The organism is Mesorhizobium sp. WSM4848 (assembly GCF_055811375.1).
In genome coordinates this window covers 130,039-148,049 of record NZ_JBVVPX010000001.1, presented here as the reverse complement: position 1 = coordinate 148,049, position 18,011 = coordinate 130,039, and the positions used below count along the sequence as shown (strand labels likewise).

The window sequence follows — 18,011 nt, the reverse complement described above, 5'->3', positions numbered from 1 at the left end:
CCACAAAATCGCGGCTTCGGCAGCCGCTTGTGGAGGTTGAAATTCAGTCCACAAGATAATGCCGAAAATGGGTACTACCAGGGTGCGAACATGACCAACACCGTCACAGCCAAAGGACAGGTGACTATCCCGAAGCCGGTCCGGGACCTGCTCGGGATCGTTCCGGGCAGCAAGGTTGATTTCCGCCGCACCGATGACGGCAATGTTGTGATTGTGCGTAGTGACAAGAAGCAGCCCGCGAGCCGTTTGCGCGGCCATGCCGGCAAGGGACTAGACACCGACGCGATCATGGCACTGACGCGTGGCGACGCGTGACGCTGGTCGACACCAACGTTTTTGCTCGATCTTGTCACGGACGATGCGAACTGGGCGGATTGGTCGATCGCCCAGCTTGAGGCGGCAAGCCTCAATGGGCCGTTGCTGATCAACGATGCGGTCTATGCCGAACTTGCCGTCCGCTATGACCGCATCGAGAGTATCGACGCTTTTCTTGACGAAGCCGGTCTCCAAATGGCTCCGATGCCCCGGGCAGCACTGTTCCTCGCCGGAAAGGTCTTTACGCAGTATCGCAAATCGGGCGGATCGCGCACTGGTGTGCTGCCTGACTTCTTCATTGGCGCCCATGCGGCCGTCGATGGACTCCCGCTGCTCACCGCGCCGTCTGCCGCTACCGCACCTATTTTCCATCGCTGAAACTGATCGCACAGGGCGCCTGAACAACCCGCCAGCCCGAGGACACGATTTGGCGGCAAGGCAGAGGCCCGCATGTCTTGTTGCAACCATCCTGAATAGTCTTGCTAAGGTTCGTAGTTCCACAATATGGATCGCATTTTAGCCGCAAGTCCCTGATATACAGCCGATTGCATGGCAAAAATCGGTTATGCGAAATATCTGGTCCATGATATAGACCATGTGCGAAACCTGGAACGAGCGGGAGGAGATCGCTTCGTTCCGATTTCGGCGTGAGCGTTTCAGCCAGGCGTTGTTGCCTGGTCCGAGCGGAGGAGCTTGAAGCATGGCAGCCGCCAGCAACAACACGATGATCGTCGATACGCCGGCCGAGGTGCTGGATGCGCGGCCAGGGTCGCGGCTGATGTGGCCGGTCGAGGCGGTGGCCTCGATCCTGCTCGTCTTCGTCATCGGTCTGCTGCTCGCCGGCGTCATCTCGCGCTACGTGCTATCGCTGCCGATCGTCTGGATCGATGAGGCCGCTTCCATCTCCTTTCTCTGGCTCGCCATGCTCGGCTCGGCGATCGCCATCGACCGCAACGAGCATCTGCGTCTTACCATCTTCCTCAACCTGATCCCCGAGCGCGGGCGCCACTTCGTGGACGCCCTCGCTTTGCTCGTGGTGGCGACGGTGCTGCTCGCGCTGATCGTGCCGGCAAGCCAGTATGTCCAGGAAGAGTGGTACGTCACCTCGGCGGCGCTCAACATCCCGATGAGCTTCCGCGCCTCGGCAATTGTCGCCGGGCTGGCATTAATGTCGGTTATCGCCGTGGGCCACGCGATCCGCGCAGCTACGCTCGCCAACCTGGCCGCCGCTGTCGCAGTGATTGCCGCACTGGCCGTGTTTGGCTGGCTGCTTTCGCCATTGTTCCTCACGCTCGGCTACGCCAACATCGTCATCTTTCTCGTCGGCGTGGTGGCGGTCTGCCTTCTGCTCGGCGTGCCGATCGCTTTCTGTTTCGGCATCGGCACGATCGCCTTCATCGCCTTCAGCACGCACGTGCCGATGATCGTGCTTGTCGGCCGTATCGATGAGGGAATGTCGAGCCTCATCCTGCTGTCGGTGCCGATCTTCGTTCTGCTCGGCTGTGTGCTCGACGCGACAGGCATGGGCAAGGCGATCGTCGAGTTCATGGCGTCGCTGCTCGGCCATGTGAAGGCCGGCATGTCTTACGTGCTGCTGGGCTCGATGTTCCTCGTCTCGGGCATTTCCGGTTCGAAGGTTTCCGACATGGCGACCGTCGCTCCGGCACTCTTCCCAGAAATGAAGCGGCGCGGCCACAAGCCCAAGGAGATGATCGCGTTGCTCGCAACCGGCGCTGCGATGGCAGATACGGTGCCGCCATCGATCGTGCTGATTGTGCTCGGCTCGGTCGCCGGCGTTTCGATCGCCGCGCTTTTCACCAGCGGCTTCGTCATCGCCGTGGTTCTGTTGCTCGTCCTGGCGGTGCTCGCGCGCTGGAAGGCTTCGGGCGAAAGCATGGAAGGCGTCCATCGCGCTCCGTTCTCGCTTGTCTGGAAGACGCTGCTCGTCTCCGCCCCCGCACTGGTGCTTCCCTTCCTGATCCGCGGCGCCGTCGGCGGCGGCGTCGCCACCGTCACCGAGGTTTCCACAATCGCAGTGCTCTATGCGCTGGTCATCGGCGCGTTGTTTTATGGCGGCATCGGCGCGAAGAAATTCTACGCCATGCTGGTCGAGACGGCGGCACTGTCCGGCGCCATCCTGCTCATTCTCGGCACCGCCTCGGCGATGGCCTGGGCGCTGACGCAAACCGGCTTCGCCAACCAACTGGCCATCACCATGACTGACCTGCCGGGAGGCTGGTTCTCCTTCATGCTCGTCACCATCGCCGTCTTCATGGTTCTCGGCTGCGTTCTTGAAGGTCTGCCAGCGATCGTTCTGATGGCGCCGATCATGTTTCCGATCGCCGCTCGGCTGGGCATCAACGACGTGCACTATTCGATGGTCGTCGTGACGGCGATGAACATCGGACTTATGGCCCCGCCTATCGGCATCGGCTTCTACATCGCCTGCAAGATCGGCGACGTCTCGCCCGACGAGGCCATGAGCGCCATCTGGCCCTACCTCGGTGCGTTGCTAGCTGGCCTGTTGCTGATCGCCGCCGTCCCGGCGCTGTCGGTAGCCTATCTCTAGCCACTCGGATTCAACCAGGAGGAAACACGATGACCATCACCCGCCGCAGCTTGATGATAGGCGCAGCCGCATCCATTCCGCTCGTCAGTACCATCCGCTACGCCGGGGCGCAGGCGGCGGAGTTCAACTACAAATACGCCAACAACCTGCCACTCACCCACCCGATGAACCTGCGCGCGCAGGAAGCCGTCGAGAAAATCCGCGAGGAGACCGGCGGCCGCGTCGCCATCCAGATATTCCCCAGCAACCAGCTCGGCGCCGACACCGACATGCTGAGCCAGGTTCGCTCGGGCGGCGTCGAATTCTTCACGCTGTCGCCGCTGATCCTTTCCACGCTCGTCGCCAATGCCTCGATCAGCGGCATCGGCTTTGCCTTCTCGAACTACGACGCCGTGTGGGCGGCGATGGATGGCGACCTCGGCAAATATGTGCGCGGCGAGATCGAGAAATCGAACCTGGTCGTCATGGAGAAAATCTGGGACAATGGCTTCCGCCAGATCACCAGTTCCGTCGGCCCGATCGAGACGCCCGCCAACCTCAAAGGCTTCAAGATTCGCGTCCCGGTCAGCCCGCTCTGGACCTCGATGTTCACCGCCTTCAAGTCGGCGCCGGCCAGCATCAACTTCGCCGAAGTGTATTCGGCGCTGCAGACGAAGATTGTCGACGGACAGGAAAACCCGCTCGCCATCATCTCGACGGCTAAGCTCTACGAGGTGCAGCAGTTCTGCTCGGTCACCAACCACATGTGGGACGGCTTCTGGTTCCTCGCCAACAAGCGGGCCTGGGAGGCGATGCCGCAGGACATGCGCGAGATCGTCGCCAGGAACCTCAACGAGTCCGGCGCGAAGGAGCGCGAGGACGTCGCCAAGCTCAATGCCACGCTTGAGCAGGAGCTCGCCGCCAAGGGCATGAAGATCAACCATCCGAATGCGGCCCCGTTCCGGCAGACGCTGAAGGACGCCGGCTTCTACGCCGAGTGGAAGGGCAAGTACGGCGACGAAGCCTGGGCCATCTTGGAAAAGGCTGTTGGCGCCAGCCTGACCTGAGCGCAGGGCGGCTCCCGGGCGGGCAGGCCACGTGGCTCACCCGCCCGATAACAGCCGTGATTTTGTAAGGAATTCGATGGTGGGCGACCGGCTTAGGGGAAAATCCGCAATCGTCTTCGGCGCAGGGTCGTCCGGACCCGGCTGGGGCAACGGCAAGGCGGCGGCGGTCGCCTTCGCGCGTGAAGGCGCGCGTGTCGCCTGCGTCGATCTCGCTGCGGCGGCCGCCGCTGAAACCGCGGCGATCATCCGCGACGAAGGCAACCAGGCGATCGCGTTGTCGGCCGACGTGACCAATCTGGCCTCAGTCGGCAGCAGCGGCAGCAATGGAGGCGTTCGGCGCCATCGACATCCTGCACAACAATGTCGGCGTGACCCATATGGGCGATCCCGTTGAACTCGATGAGGACGGGTTCCAGGCCGCCCTCGACCTCAATATCGGACCGGTCTACCGCACCGCCAAGGCGGTGTTGCCGCATATGCTCAAGAGCGGCGGCGGTGCGATCGTCAATATCTCGTCGCTCGCCGCGATACGCTACGTCGGTTATCCCTATTTCGCCTATTATGCGGCCAAGGCCGCGGTGAACCAGGCCACCGTGGCGCTGGCCATGCAATATGCCCGGCAAGGTATTCGCGCCAACTGCATCATGCCGGGCCTGATCGACACGCCGATGATCTATAAGCAGATTTCCGGCCAATACGGCTCGGCCGACGAGATGGTCGCGGCCCGCAATGCCATGGTGCCGATGGGCAGGATGGGAACAGCGTGGGACGTCGCTGCGGCGGCCGTGTTTCTTGCCTCCGAGGAGGCGCGCTTCGTCACCGGCGTTTGCCTGCCTGTCGATGGCGGCCAAAGCTGCGCCGTCTGCGAGCTGCGTTGACCATGGACATCGCGCCGCCCCCAGAACGCGATCAGACCGGCTCGCAGAGCGTCGACCGGGCGCTCAGCCTTCTTTCGATGGTCGGCCGGCACGCCGACCGCGGTGTTTCGCTCTCCGATATCGTCGAAGAAAGTGGGCTGAACAAGCCGACAACGCGCCGCCTGCTCCTGGCGCTGATGCGCGCGGGAATGATCGAGCAGGACGAGATGACGCGGCGCTATTATCTCGGCGAAGAGGCCTACGTGCTGGGCAGCCTCGCCTCGCGCCGTTTCGGCCTGCTTCAGGTCTCGATGGAAAGCCTGCTGCGCCTTTCGAAGAAGACCGAGGATGCCAGCTTCCTCTCGGTTCGCCGCGACACATACTCGGTCTGCCTCTATCGCGAGGAAGGGACCTACCCGGTCAGGACCCACGCGCTGCAGGCCGGCTTCGAGCACCCACTGGGCGTCGGCGCAGGCTCGCTCGCCATGCTCGCCGCACTCCCCGACGAGGAAGTGGAAGCGGTGCTGGCCGCCAACGACGCGGTGCTCAAATCCGACTACCCAATGCTCCCGGTCGAGCAGATCCGGCGCGACGTCGAAACGACGCGCGCCAACGGCTATTCGCTCAATCCCGGCCGCCTCGTCGCCAATTCCTGGGGGGTCGGGGTTGTGCTTCGCAGCGCCGACGCACGGCCAGTCGGCGCACTGTCGATCGCGGCGATCGACAGCCGGATGCAGCCGGCAAGACAGGTCGAGCTCGTCGGATATCTCATGCAGGAGGCAAAGCGCGTCGAGGAACGGCTAGGCCAGATGTTCGCCTCGCGCGCGCCTATGCGCGAGCACCCCACTCTAAAGCCGCGCACCAGGAGGTTGTCACAGTGACGAAGACTCAGATCGTCGGATCGGCGCATTCCGCGTTCGGAAAGTCGGAATTGGAAAACACCGGGCGGTTGATGGCGACGGCAGCGGCGCCCACGCTTGCTCATGCCGGCGTCGAGCCCGGCGACGTCGAAACCATCTTCATCTACCTGTCGTTGCTGGAGCGCGCGAAGTGATGACCATGGCCGCAGGCGGCGTGACGCCTTCCTCCACGCGCGTCATGAACCTCTCGCATTTTTTGACCCAGGCGGCACGCCGCAATCCGCACGATATTGGCTTCGTCTGGCGCGAGCGGCAGTGGACATGGCGCGAGATGGAAGCGCGCGTCAACGCGATGGCCGCCGCTCTCCGCGACGCGTTCGGCGTGACAAAGGGCGACCGAATCCTCGTCCAGTCGGCCAATTGCAACCAGATGTTCGAATCAATGTTCGCCTGCTTCCGGCTCGGGGCCGTCTGGGTGCCGGCGAACTACCGTCAGTCGCCGGACGAAGTCGCCTACCTCGCCAAGGCGAGCGGCGCGCGCGGCCTGATCTGCGGCGCGGGCTTCCCCGCTCATGCTGCTGCCTGCCGGGAAACAACCCCCGGGATCGACTTCGTCCTGTCGATCGGCGCGGCCGAATTCGGCGATGACTACGACGCCGTCGCCGCCCGTTTTGCCGGCCGGACCGTTGCCAGCGTCGCCGTCGATCGCGACGATCCCTGCTGGTTCTTCTTCACCTCCGGCACGACCGGCCGGCCGAAGGCCGCCGTGCTCACGCATGGCCAGATGGGCTTTGTCATCACCAATCATCTGTGCGACCTGATGCCCGGCACGACACGCGACGACGCCTCGATCGTGGTGGCGCCGCTGTCGCATGGGGCCGGCATTCATCAACTCGTGCAGGTGGCGCACGGCGCCAAGTCTATCCTCCTGCCAACCGACAAGCTCGACGCGCCGACGGTCTGGACGCTGATCGAAAAATGGCGCGTGACCAACGCCTTTACCGTGCCGACCATCCTCAAGATGCTTGTCGAAGACGACAGCGTCGACCGGTTCGACCATTCCTCGTTGCGTTATGTCATCTATGCCGGTGCGCCGATGTACCGCGCCGACCAGAAGCGGGCGCTCGAGAAGCTGCCGGTTCTGGTCCAGTATTTTGGCCTGGGGGAAGTCACGGGCAATATCACAGTGCAGCCTCCTTCCTATCATTCCGTCGAGGATGGTCCGCAAGCGCGCATCGGAACCTGCGGTTTCGAGCGCACGGCCATGCAGGTCGAGATCCAGGACGACGCCGGCAATGCCGTCTCGCCGGGCGAAACTGGCGAAATCTGCGTGATCGGGCCGGCAGTCTTCGCCGGCTATTACGACAACCCGCAAGCCAACGCCGCAGCGTTCCGCAACGGCTGGTTCCGCACCGGCGATCTGGGCCACATGGCCGAGGACGGCTTCGTCTACATCACCGGCCGCTCGTCCGACATGTATATCTCCGGCGGTTCCAACATCTATCCGCGCGAGATCGAGGAGAAGATCCTGCTCCATCCCGACATCAGCGAAGCCGCCGTTCTCGGCATTCCCGATCCCGTCTGGGGCGAGGTCGGCGTCGCGGTTTGCGTTGCCCGCGCCGGCGTTGTGCGCGAGACGGTCGAGATTGAGCGCTGGCTGGAAGGCAAGCTCGCCCGCTACAAGATGCCCAAGCGCTTCGTGTGGTGGGAGACGATGCCCAAATCGGCCTACGGCAAGATCGCCAAGAAGCTGATCCGCGAAGAGCTGGAGCGCCGCGGCGAGTTGGGACCGTCCGAGCCGAAGCTCTCGCCATGAGGAGCAGGCGATGAACAGCAGCCATCAAAGCCGCGCCGTGGCGATCACCGGCGGCGCATCGGGCATCGGTCTTGAGACCGCGCGCCTGCTGACCGAACGCGGCTTCGAGGTCTTCCTCCTCGACCTTGCCGCCCCAGCGCTGGGTTCGGCCTGCCGGGATCTCGGCCTGCGCGAGGAACGCGGCATCGTCTGCAACGTCGTCGACGAAGCGGCTGTCGACGAGGCCATCGGCCGGATCACCGCCGCACACAGCCTCGCCGCCGTCGTGAACTGCGCCGGCATAGCCATGGACCGGCCGTCGGTCGAGACCAGCGTCGAGGATTTCCGCCGCATTGTCGACGTGAACCTCACCGGAACTTTCATCGTCTCGCGGGCGGCGGCGCGCTACTGGCTTGAACGGAAGCTGCCAGGAGCGATTGTCAATATCACCTCTGTTTCGGGCCTTTGCGGCAACAAGGGCCGCAGCGCCTACGGCGCATCGAAGGGCGGCCAGAATCTGCTCACCCTCGTCATGGCCAATGAGCTCGGCGTCGATGGCATCCGCGTCAACGCCGTCGCACCCGGGCCGATCGAAACGCCGCTGACGCAGGCCGTCCACACCGAGGATGTCCGCCGGCAGTGGTTGGATCGCGTGCCGCAGCGCCGCTACGGCACGCCGCGCGAGATCGCGGCAGCGGTGGCTTTCCTGATTTCCGACGAGGCCAGTTACATCAACGGCCAGATTCTCGCCGTCGATGGCGGCTTCATCCATGCCGGCCTTGTCGCCTGAGATGGCTCCGATGCGCAGCATCCGCCATCCCGGTCCGATCGCGTCGGAACGTTTCGCAGCGATGCCCTGCGCCGCAGAGCCGCTGACGTTGCGGCTCGAAGCCGGCAGCTCGATCAATGACGCCGTGGCGCAGGCTCTCGCGGTGGCCGGGTTCGGCGGCGGGTATATCCGCCTGCGCAACGCGCGGCTTGATCCGATGCGCTACGTCATCCACGCCGCCTCTCCCGATGGCACGCACGCCGCGTGGTACAGCGATACATTCGCACCGGAAGGCATAACGGTCATCGAGGATGCGGGCCTCGTCGCCGGCCGGCGCGACGAGCAGCCTTTTCTTCATTGCCATGGCATCTGGCGCACCCCCGACGGCGTACGCCGCATGGGCCATCTCCTGCCGCTCGATTCGCGCTTGGCGGAGCCGGTCGAGGTCACCGCCTGGGGTATCGCGGGCGCGCTGTTCGACGTGCGCGACGACGCCGAGACGAATTTTCGCCTTTTCGCGCCGATCAAGGCTCCTGTCGTGGATGAGCGCCGAAGCCGCCGCGCAGCCATCTGCGCGGTAAAGCCCAACGAGGATATCGGCCGGGCGATCGAAGCCGTTTGCCGACGGCACGGCTTCGACCACGCCTCGATCCAGGGCATTGGCAGCCTGGTCGGCGCGGATTTCGACGACGGCTCGGCTGTCTCCTCCTATGCGACGGAAGTTCTCGTCACGGACGGCGCCTTGCGCTCCGGTCGTTGCACGCTCGACATCGCGCTGGTCGGCATGGACGGTGTCATATCAGCAGGTCGTCTTCGCCGCGACGCTAACCCCGTCTGCGTGACGTTCGAACTGCTGGTTGTCGCATCCAACGAGAAATCTGCATAGTTGAGGATGCTGACCACGCTGTGCGCCCGTGTCCGTTGCGGCCCCACTTGGTCGAACCTGACGCTCAAACGTCTTTTGTGGGTCGACCTCTCGATGTCGACGGCGGATCATCCGAAATTTAGGTTTCACGACCCGGTCAGAGCGGTTTTCGGATCCATTTTGCCAGGACGCCAACGATGCCTTCCCGGAACGACAGCACCGCGACAACGAAGATGATGCCCTGGCCGATCGTGACCCAGTCGCCGAATGTCGCGAGGTAGTTCTGCATCGTGACGATGACTGCTGCGCCGACGATCGGTCCGAACACCGTGCCCATGCCGCCCAACAGCGTCATCAGCACGACTTCGCCGGACATCGTCCAGTAGACGTCGGTAAGCGACGCCAACTGGAACACGATGGCCTTGGTTGCGCCGGCGACGCCGGCGAGCGTGGCCGACAGCACGAATACGGCGAGCTTGTAGCGGTTGACCCGATAGCCCAGCGAGATCGCGCGGGGCTCATTCTCGCGGATCGCCTTCAACACCTGTCCAAACGGCGAATGGATGATCCGATAGATCAGCAATATGCCGGCGAAGAAGATGGCGAGCACGAAGAAATAGAGAACTTCGCTCGAACGCAGGTCGATCAGCCCGAACAGATGGCCGCGCGGTACGGCCTGGATGCCGTCCTCGCCGCCGGTAAACGCCGCCTGCAGCGAGAAGAAATAGATCATCTGCGCAAAAGCCAGCGTCACCATGGCGAAATAGATGCCGTGGCGGCGAATGGCGAGGGAGCCGATGGCGAGACCGAGCACGGCTGCCACCAGCGTGCCCGCGATAATGGCAAGTTCAGGCGTCAGGCCCCACACCTTTGCGGCATGGGCCGAGACGTAGCTCGCCATGCCGAAATAGGCTGCGTGGCCGAAGGACAGGAGACCGCCAAAGCCGAGCAACAGGTTGAAGGCGCAGGCAAACAGCGCGAAGCATAGCACCTTCATGACAAAGATCGGATAGAGCAGAAATGGCGCGGCGATGAGGAAGACGAAGAGCGCGGCGAAGATCGCAAGGTGATGACGGGGCATGCCCGCGGCGCCGACCGACGTTATGGCCGTCATGGCGATCGGGTTGGTATCGGTTGTCATCACACACTCCGTCCAAACAGACCCGCGGGTTTGACGAGCAGCACGAGCGCCATGATGACAAAGATCACCACGGCCGAGCCTTCCGGATAGAACACGCGGGTCAGCCCCTCGATCAGCCCGAGCCCGAAGCCGGTGAGGATCGAGCCCAGGATCGAGCCCATGCCGCCGATGACGACGACGGCGAAGACGACAATGATCAGGTCTGCCCCCATGTTCGGATTGACTGCGTATATCGGCGCGGCGAGCACGCCGGCGAAACCCGCGAGTGCGACGCCGAACCCATAGGTGAGCGTGACCAGCAGCGGCACGTTGATGCCGAACGCGCCGACCATGGTAGGGTTCTCGGTCGCAGCCCTGAGATAGGCGCCAAGCCGGGTCTTTTCGATGATGAACCAGGTCGCGAGGCACACGATGAGGGAAGCCGCAATTACCCAGGCCCGCGAATTGGGCAGGTACATGAAGCCGAGATTGTAGCCGCCGGTCAGAAGGGGCGGCGGCGGGTACGGCAGGCCGGATACGCCGAAAAACTGGCGGAAGAAGCCGACGATGATCAGCGCCAGGCCGAAAGTGAGAAGCAGCCCGTAGAGATGGTCGAGGTGATGGAGCCGTCGGATCAGGACGCGCTCAAGCACGATGCCGGTGACGCCGACGATCGGCGGGACGATGAACACAGCCCACCAGTAACCGACGCCGAGATAGTTGAGCAGCATCCAGGCGCCGAAGGCGCCCAGCATGTACTGCGCGCCATGCGTGAAATTGATGATGTTCAGGAGACCGAAGATGACCGCCAAGCCGAGGCTCAGAACCGCATAGAAGGACCCATTGATCAGCCCGAGCAGCAATTGCCCGAACAGGACCTGTGGCGGAATTCCAAGCAGTTCGAACATGGTCGCTCCAGCAGACTTGTCGACGAAACGACGCGCCGAACTGTTCGGCGCGTCGTTGGCGAGGCTCGCTTACTTGACGAGCGGACAGCCGCCGTCGGCGAGCGGGCGGAACGCCTTGTCGGCCGGAATGGTGGCCACGGTCTCGAAATAGTCCCATGGCCCCTTCGATTGGTCCGGCTTCTTGACGCGGAACAGATACATGTCGTGCAGCTTGCGCCCGTCGGCGCGGATCGTGCCCTTGCCGAACAGCGGATCATCGGTCGGCATTTCCTTCATTTTGGCCATCACCTTGGCCGCGTCCTTGTCGCCGACTGCCTCGACGGCTTTAAGGTAATGCAGGACCGAAGCGTAGACTCCGGCCTCGATCATCGAAGGCTTTTGTCCGGCATTCCGCTCCTGGAAGCGGGCAGAGAATTCACGCGTTTGATCGTTCTTGTCCCAGTAGAACGCGCCGGTGAGCACGAGGCCCTGCGCCACTTCGAGGCTAAGCGCATGCACGTCGTTGATGAACATCAGCAGGGCGGCGAGCGATTGGCCGCCTTGCGTGATGCCAAATTCCGACGCCTGCTTGACCGCATTGATCGTGTCGCCGCCGGCATTGGCGAGGCCGACGACCTTGGCGCCAGACCCTTGCGCCTGCAGCAGGAAGGACGAAAAATCCTGGCCGGGGAAAGGATGACGCACGGCGCCGAGAACCTTGCCGCCCGATGCTTCGACGACCGCCGACGTATCGCGCTCGAGCGCGTGGCCGAAGGCGTAGTCCGCTGTGACGAAGAACCAGCTGTCGCCGCCCTGTGCGACCATCGCCGAGCCCGTGCCGTTGGCAAGCGCCCAGGTGTCGTACGTCCAGTGGACGGTGTTGGGCGAACAGGCTTTGCCGGTGAGGTCGGACGAGGCCGGACCCGAGGCAAGGAAGATCTTGTTCTTCTCCTTGGTGATCTCGTTGACGGCGAGCGCCACCGACGAGGTTGGCACGTCGGCGATTACATCGACATTTTCGGTGTCGTACCACTGGCGGGCGATGTTCGAGCCGACGTCCGGCTTGTTCTGGTGGTCGGCGGAGACGATCGACACATTGATGCCCTTGTCCGTCGCCTTGAAGTCTTCGACCGCCATCTGGGCCGCGATGACCGAGCCTTCGCCAGCGATGTCTGCATAGATGCCGGAACGATCATTCAGAACGCCGATCTTGACATCTGTGGCATAGGCCGCGCCGGCCATCAGCAGGCTCGCCGTTGAAGCCAGGACAAATCCCATTTTTCTCATCGCTATTTCCCTCCAATTGCGGCGCAACGCGCCGTTGATGATTGTCTAGACACCGAGATAGGCGTGCAGCTTGTCTATGTTGGCGTCGAGTTCGCGGTTGGGGATGGTGTCGATCACACGCCCCTGTTCCACCACATAGTGACGGTCCGCGACCAACGCGGCGAAATGAAAATTCTGTTCGACGAGCACGATCGTGAATCCTTCGTCCTTGAGCCGGGCAATGGTGCGGCCGATCTGCTGCACGATGACCGGCGCGAGCCCTTCGGTCGGCTCATCGAGCAGCAAGAGCTTGGCGCCCGTCCGCAAGATCCGGCCGATGGCGAGCATCTGCTGTTCGCCGCCCGATAGCTTGGTGCCTTGGCTTGAAAGCCGTTCCTTCAGGTTCGGGAAGAGCTCGAAAATCTGCTCGACGGTGAGCCCACCAGGGCGCACCTGCGGCGGCAGCATCAAATTCTCCTCGACAGAGAGGCTGGAAAAGATCGCCCGCTCATCGGGGCAGTAGGCGATGCCCATCTTTGCGATCAACCGCGACGGCAGCTTGATCGTCTCCCGACCGTCATACGTGACCGAGCCCGAGCGCCTGGAAAGAATTCCCATGATCGCCTTCAGCGTCGTCGTCTTGCCGGCGCCATTGCGGCCGAGCAGCGTCACCACTTCACCTTCGCCAACCTCGAAACTCACGCCGTGAAGCACATGGCTCTCGCCGTACCAGCCCTGCAGGCCATCGACGCGAAGCAGGGGTCTCGTCGAGGGGCCAGCAGCCGGCCTGCTTGCAAGTTCAACTTCAGACATGTCCGGCCCCGATATAGGCTTCGATAACACGCGGATCCTTGGAAACCGCAGCATAGTCGCCTTCGGCGAGGACTTTGCCGCGCGCGAGCACGGTGATGCGGTTCGACAGCGAGGCGACGACCGACAGGTTGTGCTCAACCATCAAAATGGTGCGGTTTTTGGAGATGCGCCGGATCAGGGCCGAGATGCGCTCGATGTCTTCTTGCGCCATGCCGGCCATGGGCTCGTCGAGAAGCAGCATTTCAGGGTTCAACGCCAGCGTCGTCGCGATCTCAAGCGCGCGCTTGCGGCCGTAGGGCAGGTCGCTGGCGCGGGTATCCGAAAACTCGGTCAAGCCGACGTCGGCGAGAAGAGTCGCAGCCTCGCTGTTGAACTTGGAGAGCACTTTCTCGGAGCGCCAGAAATCGAAACTGTCGCCGCGCCGGCGTTGCAGCGCGATGCGGACGTTCTCGAGCGCCGTCATGTGCGGAAACACCGCCGATATCTGGAAGGAGCGCACAAGGCCCAGCCGCGCGATATCGGCCGGCTGCATCCTGGTGATGTCCCGGCCCTGATAGCGGATCGCGCCGCGCGTCGGCTGCAGGAATTTAGTCAGCAAGTTGAAGAGGGTCGTCTTGCCTGCGCCGTTGGGGCCGATGAGCGCGTGGATCGATCCTCGCTCGACCGTCAGGTTGACGCCACTGACAGCGACGAAACCCTTGAATTCTTTAGTTAATCCCGTTGCTTCGAGGATCGCTCCGGAACTCATGCGCGAAAGCCTTCGCCCATCATCGGCGTGAAAACGTGGAAACGGCTGCGAGGCTGCCCGCCCCCAGGGTGACGTCCATGGTACCTCCCGTGGCTTTCCCGCCCCGCAACAAACGACCTAATGCACATCGCGTCAAGGCTGCAATTTTTCAGATGCGTCGGTTCGACAAACTTTTGAAGAGCGGTTCACGGTCGAGCGCATGTGCAGCGACTGCTTGGCGATCTATCGTTCGCTCTCGGAGGGCATAACGAAAGCACTTGGCTCTCGAAACAGGCGCGCTAAAAACACCGCAATAATGACTATATCTAGCTAACGGAGCAGGGAGATGGTTCGGCTGCCTGGCTTTAGCCGGCAGGGATCAGCGCCTGAGCCACTTGGCCGCTTCTGAACAGGAGAGGTTGACCATGACCACTCAACTGGAAGACCGCAGGCTTGATCCAGCCGTGGCGCTCCCGGCGATCGACGAGACGGCGCCGCGCGAGCCGCATCGGCAATTTGCGCTGAAGCACGAGGACTGCTTCGTCGTCTCAGACAGCTACGGCGACATACGCGGCACCGGCGACGGGCTTTTCCGTGACGACACGCGTGTTTTGTCGCGCTTCCGCCTGTTCATCGGCGGCCGGATGCCGTCGCTGCTCGGCGCCTCGCTGTCGCAGGACAATATCCTGTTCACCGCCAATCTCACCAACCTGGCCACGATCGGGCCGAATGGCAGCGAAGCCTTGCCGGGCGTCGTCCACATCGACCGGACGCGGTTCATCTGGCAGGACCGCATGTTCGAGCGCATCACCTTCACCAACTACTCCGCGCGCGAGGTGGTCCTGCCGGTTCGGCTCGATTTCGACGCCGATTTCCGTGACATGTTCGAGGTGCGCGGCACCACACGCAGCCGCCGTGGTCGCGCCCATGACGCGCTGGTCGGCGCGGCGAGCGTAACCTTCCGATATGAAGGCCTCGACAATGTGGCCCGTCAATCGGTCATCGCATTCTCGTTCAAGCCCGATCAGTTGCATCCCAACCACGCCGATTTCCTCATTCTCGTGGCAAGGCATGACAGCAGGGCACTGTACCTGGAGGTCGGTCACAGCGAAGCTGTCCCCTCCAGTGATCGCTTCCGCGCGGCCGCCGCGCGCGCCCGCTTTGCCATGCGCTCAAAGCGCCGGCAGGGCGCCACCGTGTTCAGCTCCGGCCGCGTGTTCAATGACTGGCTCACACGCACGCGCGCCGACATCGCGCTGCTGACGACGGATCTGGAGACGGGGCCATACCCATATGCCGGCATCCCGTGGTTTTCGACGGCTTTCGGCCGCGATGGCGTCATTTCCGCCTTGCAGATGCTCTGGCTCAATCCCGAGCTTGCCCGTGGGGTACTGGCCTATCTTGCCCACTATCAGTCGACCGACACCTCTGTGTTTGATGATGCCGAACCTGGCAAAATCATGCATGAAACCCGCAAGGGAGAAATGGCCGTGCTGCGCGAGCTGCCGTTCGGCCGCTACTATGGCGGCGTCGACACCACGCCACTCTATGTCTATCTGGCTTCGTCCTACGCCGAACGCACCGGAGACGAGGCGTTCGTCGATCGCATGTGGGACTCGCTGGGCGCTGCCACTGCCTGGATGGAAGAGGTCGGAGCCCGCAACGGGGAAGGCTTTGTAACCTACAACAGGGCGGCCGACACGGGGCTGTTCAACCAAGGCTGGAAGGACAGTTCCGATGCCGTCTTCCATGCCGACGGCACCATCCCCAAAGGGCCGATCGCATTGGTCGAGGTGCAAGGTTATGCCTTCGCCGCATATCAGGGGATGGCGGCGCTGGCCGCCAGGCGCGGCGACGACGCCAAGGCGGCGCACTGGAGCGCCCTGGCAGAGAGGATCCGTCAGGCGGTCGAGACGCATTTCTGGATGCCGGACCGCGATTTCTATGCTTTGGCGATCGACGGAGAAGGTAAGCAATGCGCGGTTCGCACCTCCAATGCCGGTCACCTGCTTTATGTCGGGCTGCCGTCGGCGGCACGAGCGCAGGCACTTGCCAGCCAGCTGCTCTCTGCTCATCTTCATAGCGGTTGGGGCGTTCGCACACTGGCCGACGACGAGATCCCATTCAACCCGATGTCCTATCATAATGGCTCGATCTGGCCGCACGACACCGCGCTCTGCGCCTCCGGGCTCGCCCGCTATCACGAACGCGACAGCGTCGTGAAGCTGATGAGCGGTATGTTCGAGGCGGCGGTCCGCTTCAACATGCGGCTGCCAGAGCTGTTCTGCGGCTTTACGCGTGCGGCCAGCGATTCACCGGTGGCCTACCCGGTCGCCTGTCTGCCGCAGGCCTGGTCGGCTGGCTCCGCTTTCATGATGCTGCAGGCTTGCCTGGGCATTCGGGTTGACGGCTGGAAACGCGAGATCACTGTGGAACGCCCGCGGCTGCCTATCGGCATCGACAACATCGTTATCCGCCACCTGGCCATTGGCGAGGCGAAAGTCGATCTCATCTTCGAGCGCATTGGCGACCGTGTTGCGTGCTATCTCGACCATCGTCATGAAGGTCTGGTGCCTCTGGTGGTGCGCTCTTAGCGCAGCCGGCTCCCGTGCGGCACCTGCGAGCGCTGGATTGAGTCGCGCCTGCATGAGCCCTCGATCCAGGGTAAGTCGCAATCCGAAGGCATGGCATACACAGCCAGCGCAGTGCAAAACCTGTACTGCGAATCCGCCTGCAGCTCGTTCGGAGCTATGGCTTTCGAGCGCAATTGATTGGTCGTGAGTTTAGTTGGTCTTCAACTGGCCGACGCGGTTTTCGGCAATCCAGCGGGCGGCAAGCACCAATGCGCCCATACTGAAATCCTTGCCGTGTTTGGCCACCATTTCTTCCGACAGCTTGGCGAGCCGTTTGAAGAATTCGTCCTTGCTCTCGTCCTCGGGGGTGGGTTCGGTTTGCATTTTGTGCTCCTTTTGCATGCGGCCTGCCTTTGCTATTTGAACATCTGTGCGGGAAAGGTGACGATCGCTGCGGTGCCGTCGACTGCGCCCACTGCCAGGTGGCGTCCGTCGCCGGACCACGCAAGCGCGGTCACCGCGCTGCCCAGCGGCCTGAGGAGGAGTTCGTCTCGCGCGCCGATCTGGGCGATGGTGATTCGGCCGTTGGCATAGCCGGCCGCAATCAGTTTTTTCTCCGGGTGCGCAGCCACTGTCTCGACCGGCACCAGCCCGGCGCGGCCGGTCTCCAGCGCGCCCGAGATGTCGCCGTCAAGTGGCGGAGCGGTCATCGACCAGCCGGCGATCCGGAACGCGCCCGACGCAAACAGCGCATTCTCCGGCAGACTCCAGCACACGGTCCGGACCGGCGATGGAAATCCTTCGACGATGTCAACTCGGCCATCGGTCACGCTGACCAAAGCAAAGCCTCCGGTTTCGAGTCCGCAGGCCAGCCAAGTGCCGTCGCCACTCCAGCGGATCGACACCGGACCCGCCGAAAAGGGAATATAGCGCACCGGGGTAGCGCCGTCTTCCAGCGCCCAGATCGACAGTCCATCATCAAGACCGCATGCGAGGCGCCGTCCGTCCGGCGAGAAGGCAATCGCTTCCCTGGACGATGTCGTGCCTTGCTGCAACCTCAATGCGTCGCCTCCGCCGCGCGACAGGAAAATATCCTGCCGGTTGCTGACAGCTGTTATGGCCGTCCGGGGGTTGTGGTCGACGGCGACGACCGGCCCGTCGATCTTGACCAGCGTCTCCATCACATTGCCGTCCGCAGCCAGATGCACCACTTCGCCAGCCCCCGTTCCCAAGAGGAAGCCGGATTGATGGTAGCTGGCCACCGGGACGTCTCCATCCCCAAACGCAGCGGTGGCGATCAATGGTGCCGGTGGCTTCTCCCGCGGGCGGATCGTCGTCTGGCCGAGATCGCCGCTCATCCTGATACGCGACTCAGGCGGCTCCTGGTCCGCGACCGCAGCTATTGCGACCGTTCCATCTACGCAGGTGAAGGCGACACTCGAGCCATCGGCGCTAAAGCGCAGGTCGGCGATCGCCGACGGGCGACGCCAGCTTCGCGCCAGCAGGTCGAACAAGGTCAGGTTCTGTATCGCGTGCTGGTTCATGACCA

The 18,011-nt window shown here is 63.1% G+C and carries 16 protein-coding genes and 2 pseudogenes; 11 read left to right on the top strand and 7 right to left on the bottom strand.

Going from position 1 to position 18,011, the window contains the following annotated elements:
- The first annotated feature begins 90 nt into the window (after window positions 1-90).
- The 10 genes and pseudogenes from AC0L16_RS00705 (at window position 91) to AC0L16_RS00660 (ending at window position 9,097) form a co-directional block, all read left to right on the top strand.
- Window positions 91-315 carry an AbrB/MazE/SpoVT family DNA-binding domain-containing protein gene (locus tag AC0L16_RS00705; protein WP_473618764.1) on the top strand — a complete coding sequence of 75 codons (225 nt, stop codon included), beginning with the start codon at window positions 91-93 and terminating at the stop codon, window positions 313-315.
- Window positions 312-716: pseudogene (locus tag AC0L16_RS00700) on the top strand (type II toxin-antitoxin system VapC family toxin). Before AC0L16_RS00705 ends, AC0L16_RS00700 begins: the two are co-directional and overlap by 4 nt.
- Before the next feature lie 323 nt (window positions 717-1,039).
- Complete coding sequence (locus AC0L16_RS00695; RefSeq protein ID WP_473618763.1) at window positions 1,040-2,884, top strand: TRAP transporter large permease; 1,845 nt, start codon at window positions 1,040-1,042, stop codon at window positions 2,882-2,884.
- A 29-nt stretch (window positions 2,885-2,913) separates the two neighbouring features.
- On the top strand, window positions 2,914-3,930 hold the full coding sequence (locus AC0L16_RS00690; protein ID WP_473618447.1) for a TRAP transporter substrate-binding protein: 1,017 nt from the start codon (window positions 2,914-2,916) through the stop codon (window positions 3,928-3,930).
- A 79-nt stretch (window positions 3,931-4,009) separates the two neighbouring features.
- Window positions 4,010-4,808 (top strand): annotated as a pseudogene (locus AC0L16_RS00685) (SDR family NAD(P)-dependent oxidoreductase).
- Between the two features lie 2 nt (window positions 4,809-4,810).
- A complete protein-coding gene (locus AC0L16_RS00680; protein WP_473618762.1) occupies window positions 4,811-5,668 on the top strand; it encodes an IclR family transcriptional regulator in 858 nt (285 codons plus the stop codon).
- Window positions 5,665-5,841, top strand: a complete 177-nt coding sequence (locus AC0L16_RS00675) for a hypothetical protein (protein WP_473618446.1) — start codon at window positions 5,665-5,667, stop codon at window positions 5,839-5,841. Before AC0L16_RS00680 ends, AC0L16_RS00675 begins: the two co-directional genes overlap by 4 nt.
- Entirely contained in the window at window positions 5,841-7,463 is a 1,623-nt protein-coding gene (locus AC0L16_RS00670) for an acyl-CoA synthetase (RefSeq protein ID WP_473618445.1), read from the top strand. Before AC0L16_RS00675 ends, AC0L16_RS00670 begins: the two co-directional genes overlap by 1 nt.
- Window positions 7,464-7,473: 10 nt before the next feature.
- Complete coding sequence (locus tag AC0L16_RS00665; RefSeq protein WP_473618444.1) at window positions 7,474-8,232, top strand: SDR family NAD(P)-dependent oxidoreductase; 759 nt, start codon at window positions 7,474-7,476, stop codon at window positions 8,230-8,232.
- Between the two features lie 88 nt (window positions 8,233-8,320).
- Window positions 8,321-9,097 carry a DUF296 domain-containing protein gene (locus tag AC0L16_RS00660; RefSeq protein ID WP_473618443.1) on the top strand — a complete coding sequence of 259 codons (777 nt, stop codon included), beginning with the start codon at window positions 8,321-8,323 and terminating at the stop codon, window positions 9,095-9,097.
- A gap of 136 nt (window positions 9,098-9,233) precedes the next feature.
- Here the strand turns inward: AC0L16_RS00660 and AC0L16_RS00655 are convergent, their stop codons facing one another.
- From AC0L16_RS00655 to AC0L16_RS00635, 5 genes are all read right to left on the bottom strand, one after another.
- Window positions 9,234-10,157: a branched-chain amino acid ABC transporter permease gene (locus AC0L16_RS00655; RefSeq protein ID WP_236388971.1), complete on the bottom strand. Its 924-nt coding sequence runs from the start codon at window positions 10,155-10,157 to the stop codon at window positions 9,234-9,236.
- A gap of 59 nt (window positions 10,158-10,216) precedes the next feature.
- Window positions 10,217-11,104 (bottom strand): branched-chain amino acid ABC transporter permease, encoded by an 888-nt coding sequence (locus AC0L16_RS00650; RefSeq protein ID WP_473618442.1) that lies wholly within the window; start codon window positions 11,102-11,104, stop codon window positions 10,217-10,219.
- Between the two features lie 69 nt (window positions 11,105-11,173).
- Entirely contained in the window at window positions 11,174-12,361 is a 1,188-nt protein-coding gene (locus AC0L16_RS00645; RefSeq protein ID WP_473618760.1) for an ABC transporter substrate-binding protein, read from the bottom strand.
- 54 nt (window positions 12,362-12,415) lie between these two features.
- Complete coding sequence (locus AC0L16_RS00640; protein WP_473618441.1) at window positions 12,416-13,162, bottom strand: ABC transporter ATP-binding protein; 747 nt, start codon at window positions 13,160-13,162, stop codon at window positions 12,416-12,418.
- On the bottom strand, window positions 13,155-13,910 hold the full coding sequence (locus tag AC0L16_RS00635; protein ID WP_473618440.1) for an ABC transporter ATP-binding protein: 756 nt from the start codon (window positions 13,908-13,910) through the stop codon (window positions 13,155-13,157). The genes AC0L16_RS00640 and AC0L16_RS00635 overlap by 8 nt, the downstream gene beginning before the upstream one ends.
- A 404-nt stretch (window positions 13,911-14,314) precedes the next feature.
- Between AC0L16_RS00635 and AC0L16_RS00630 the strand changes: the two genes are divergently transcribed.
- A complete protein-coding gene (locus AC0L16_RS00630) occupies window positions 14,315-16,483 on the top strand; it encodes an amylo-alpha-1,6-glucosidase (protein WP_473618439.1) in 2,169 nt (722 codons plus the stop codon).
- 189 nt (window positions 16,484-16,672) lie between these two features.
- Here the strand turns inward: AC0L16_RS00630 and AC0L16_RS00625 are convergent, their stop codons facing one another.
- The gene (locus AC0L16_RS00625; protein WP_473618438.1) at window positions 16,673-16,846 is read right to left on the bottom strand and encodes a hypothetical protein; all 174 of its coding nucleotides are present in this window, start codon (window positions 16,844-16,846) and stop codon (window positions 16,673-16,675) included.
- Window positions 16,847-16,878: 32 nt separating this feature from the next.
- Complete coding sequence (locus tag AC0L16_RS00620; protein WP_473618437.1) at window positions 16,879-18,006, bottom strand: WD40 repeat domain-containing protein; 1,128 nt, start codon at window positions 18,004-18,006, stop codon at window positions 16,879-16,881.
- Window positions 18,007-18,011: the final 5 nt, after the last annotated feature.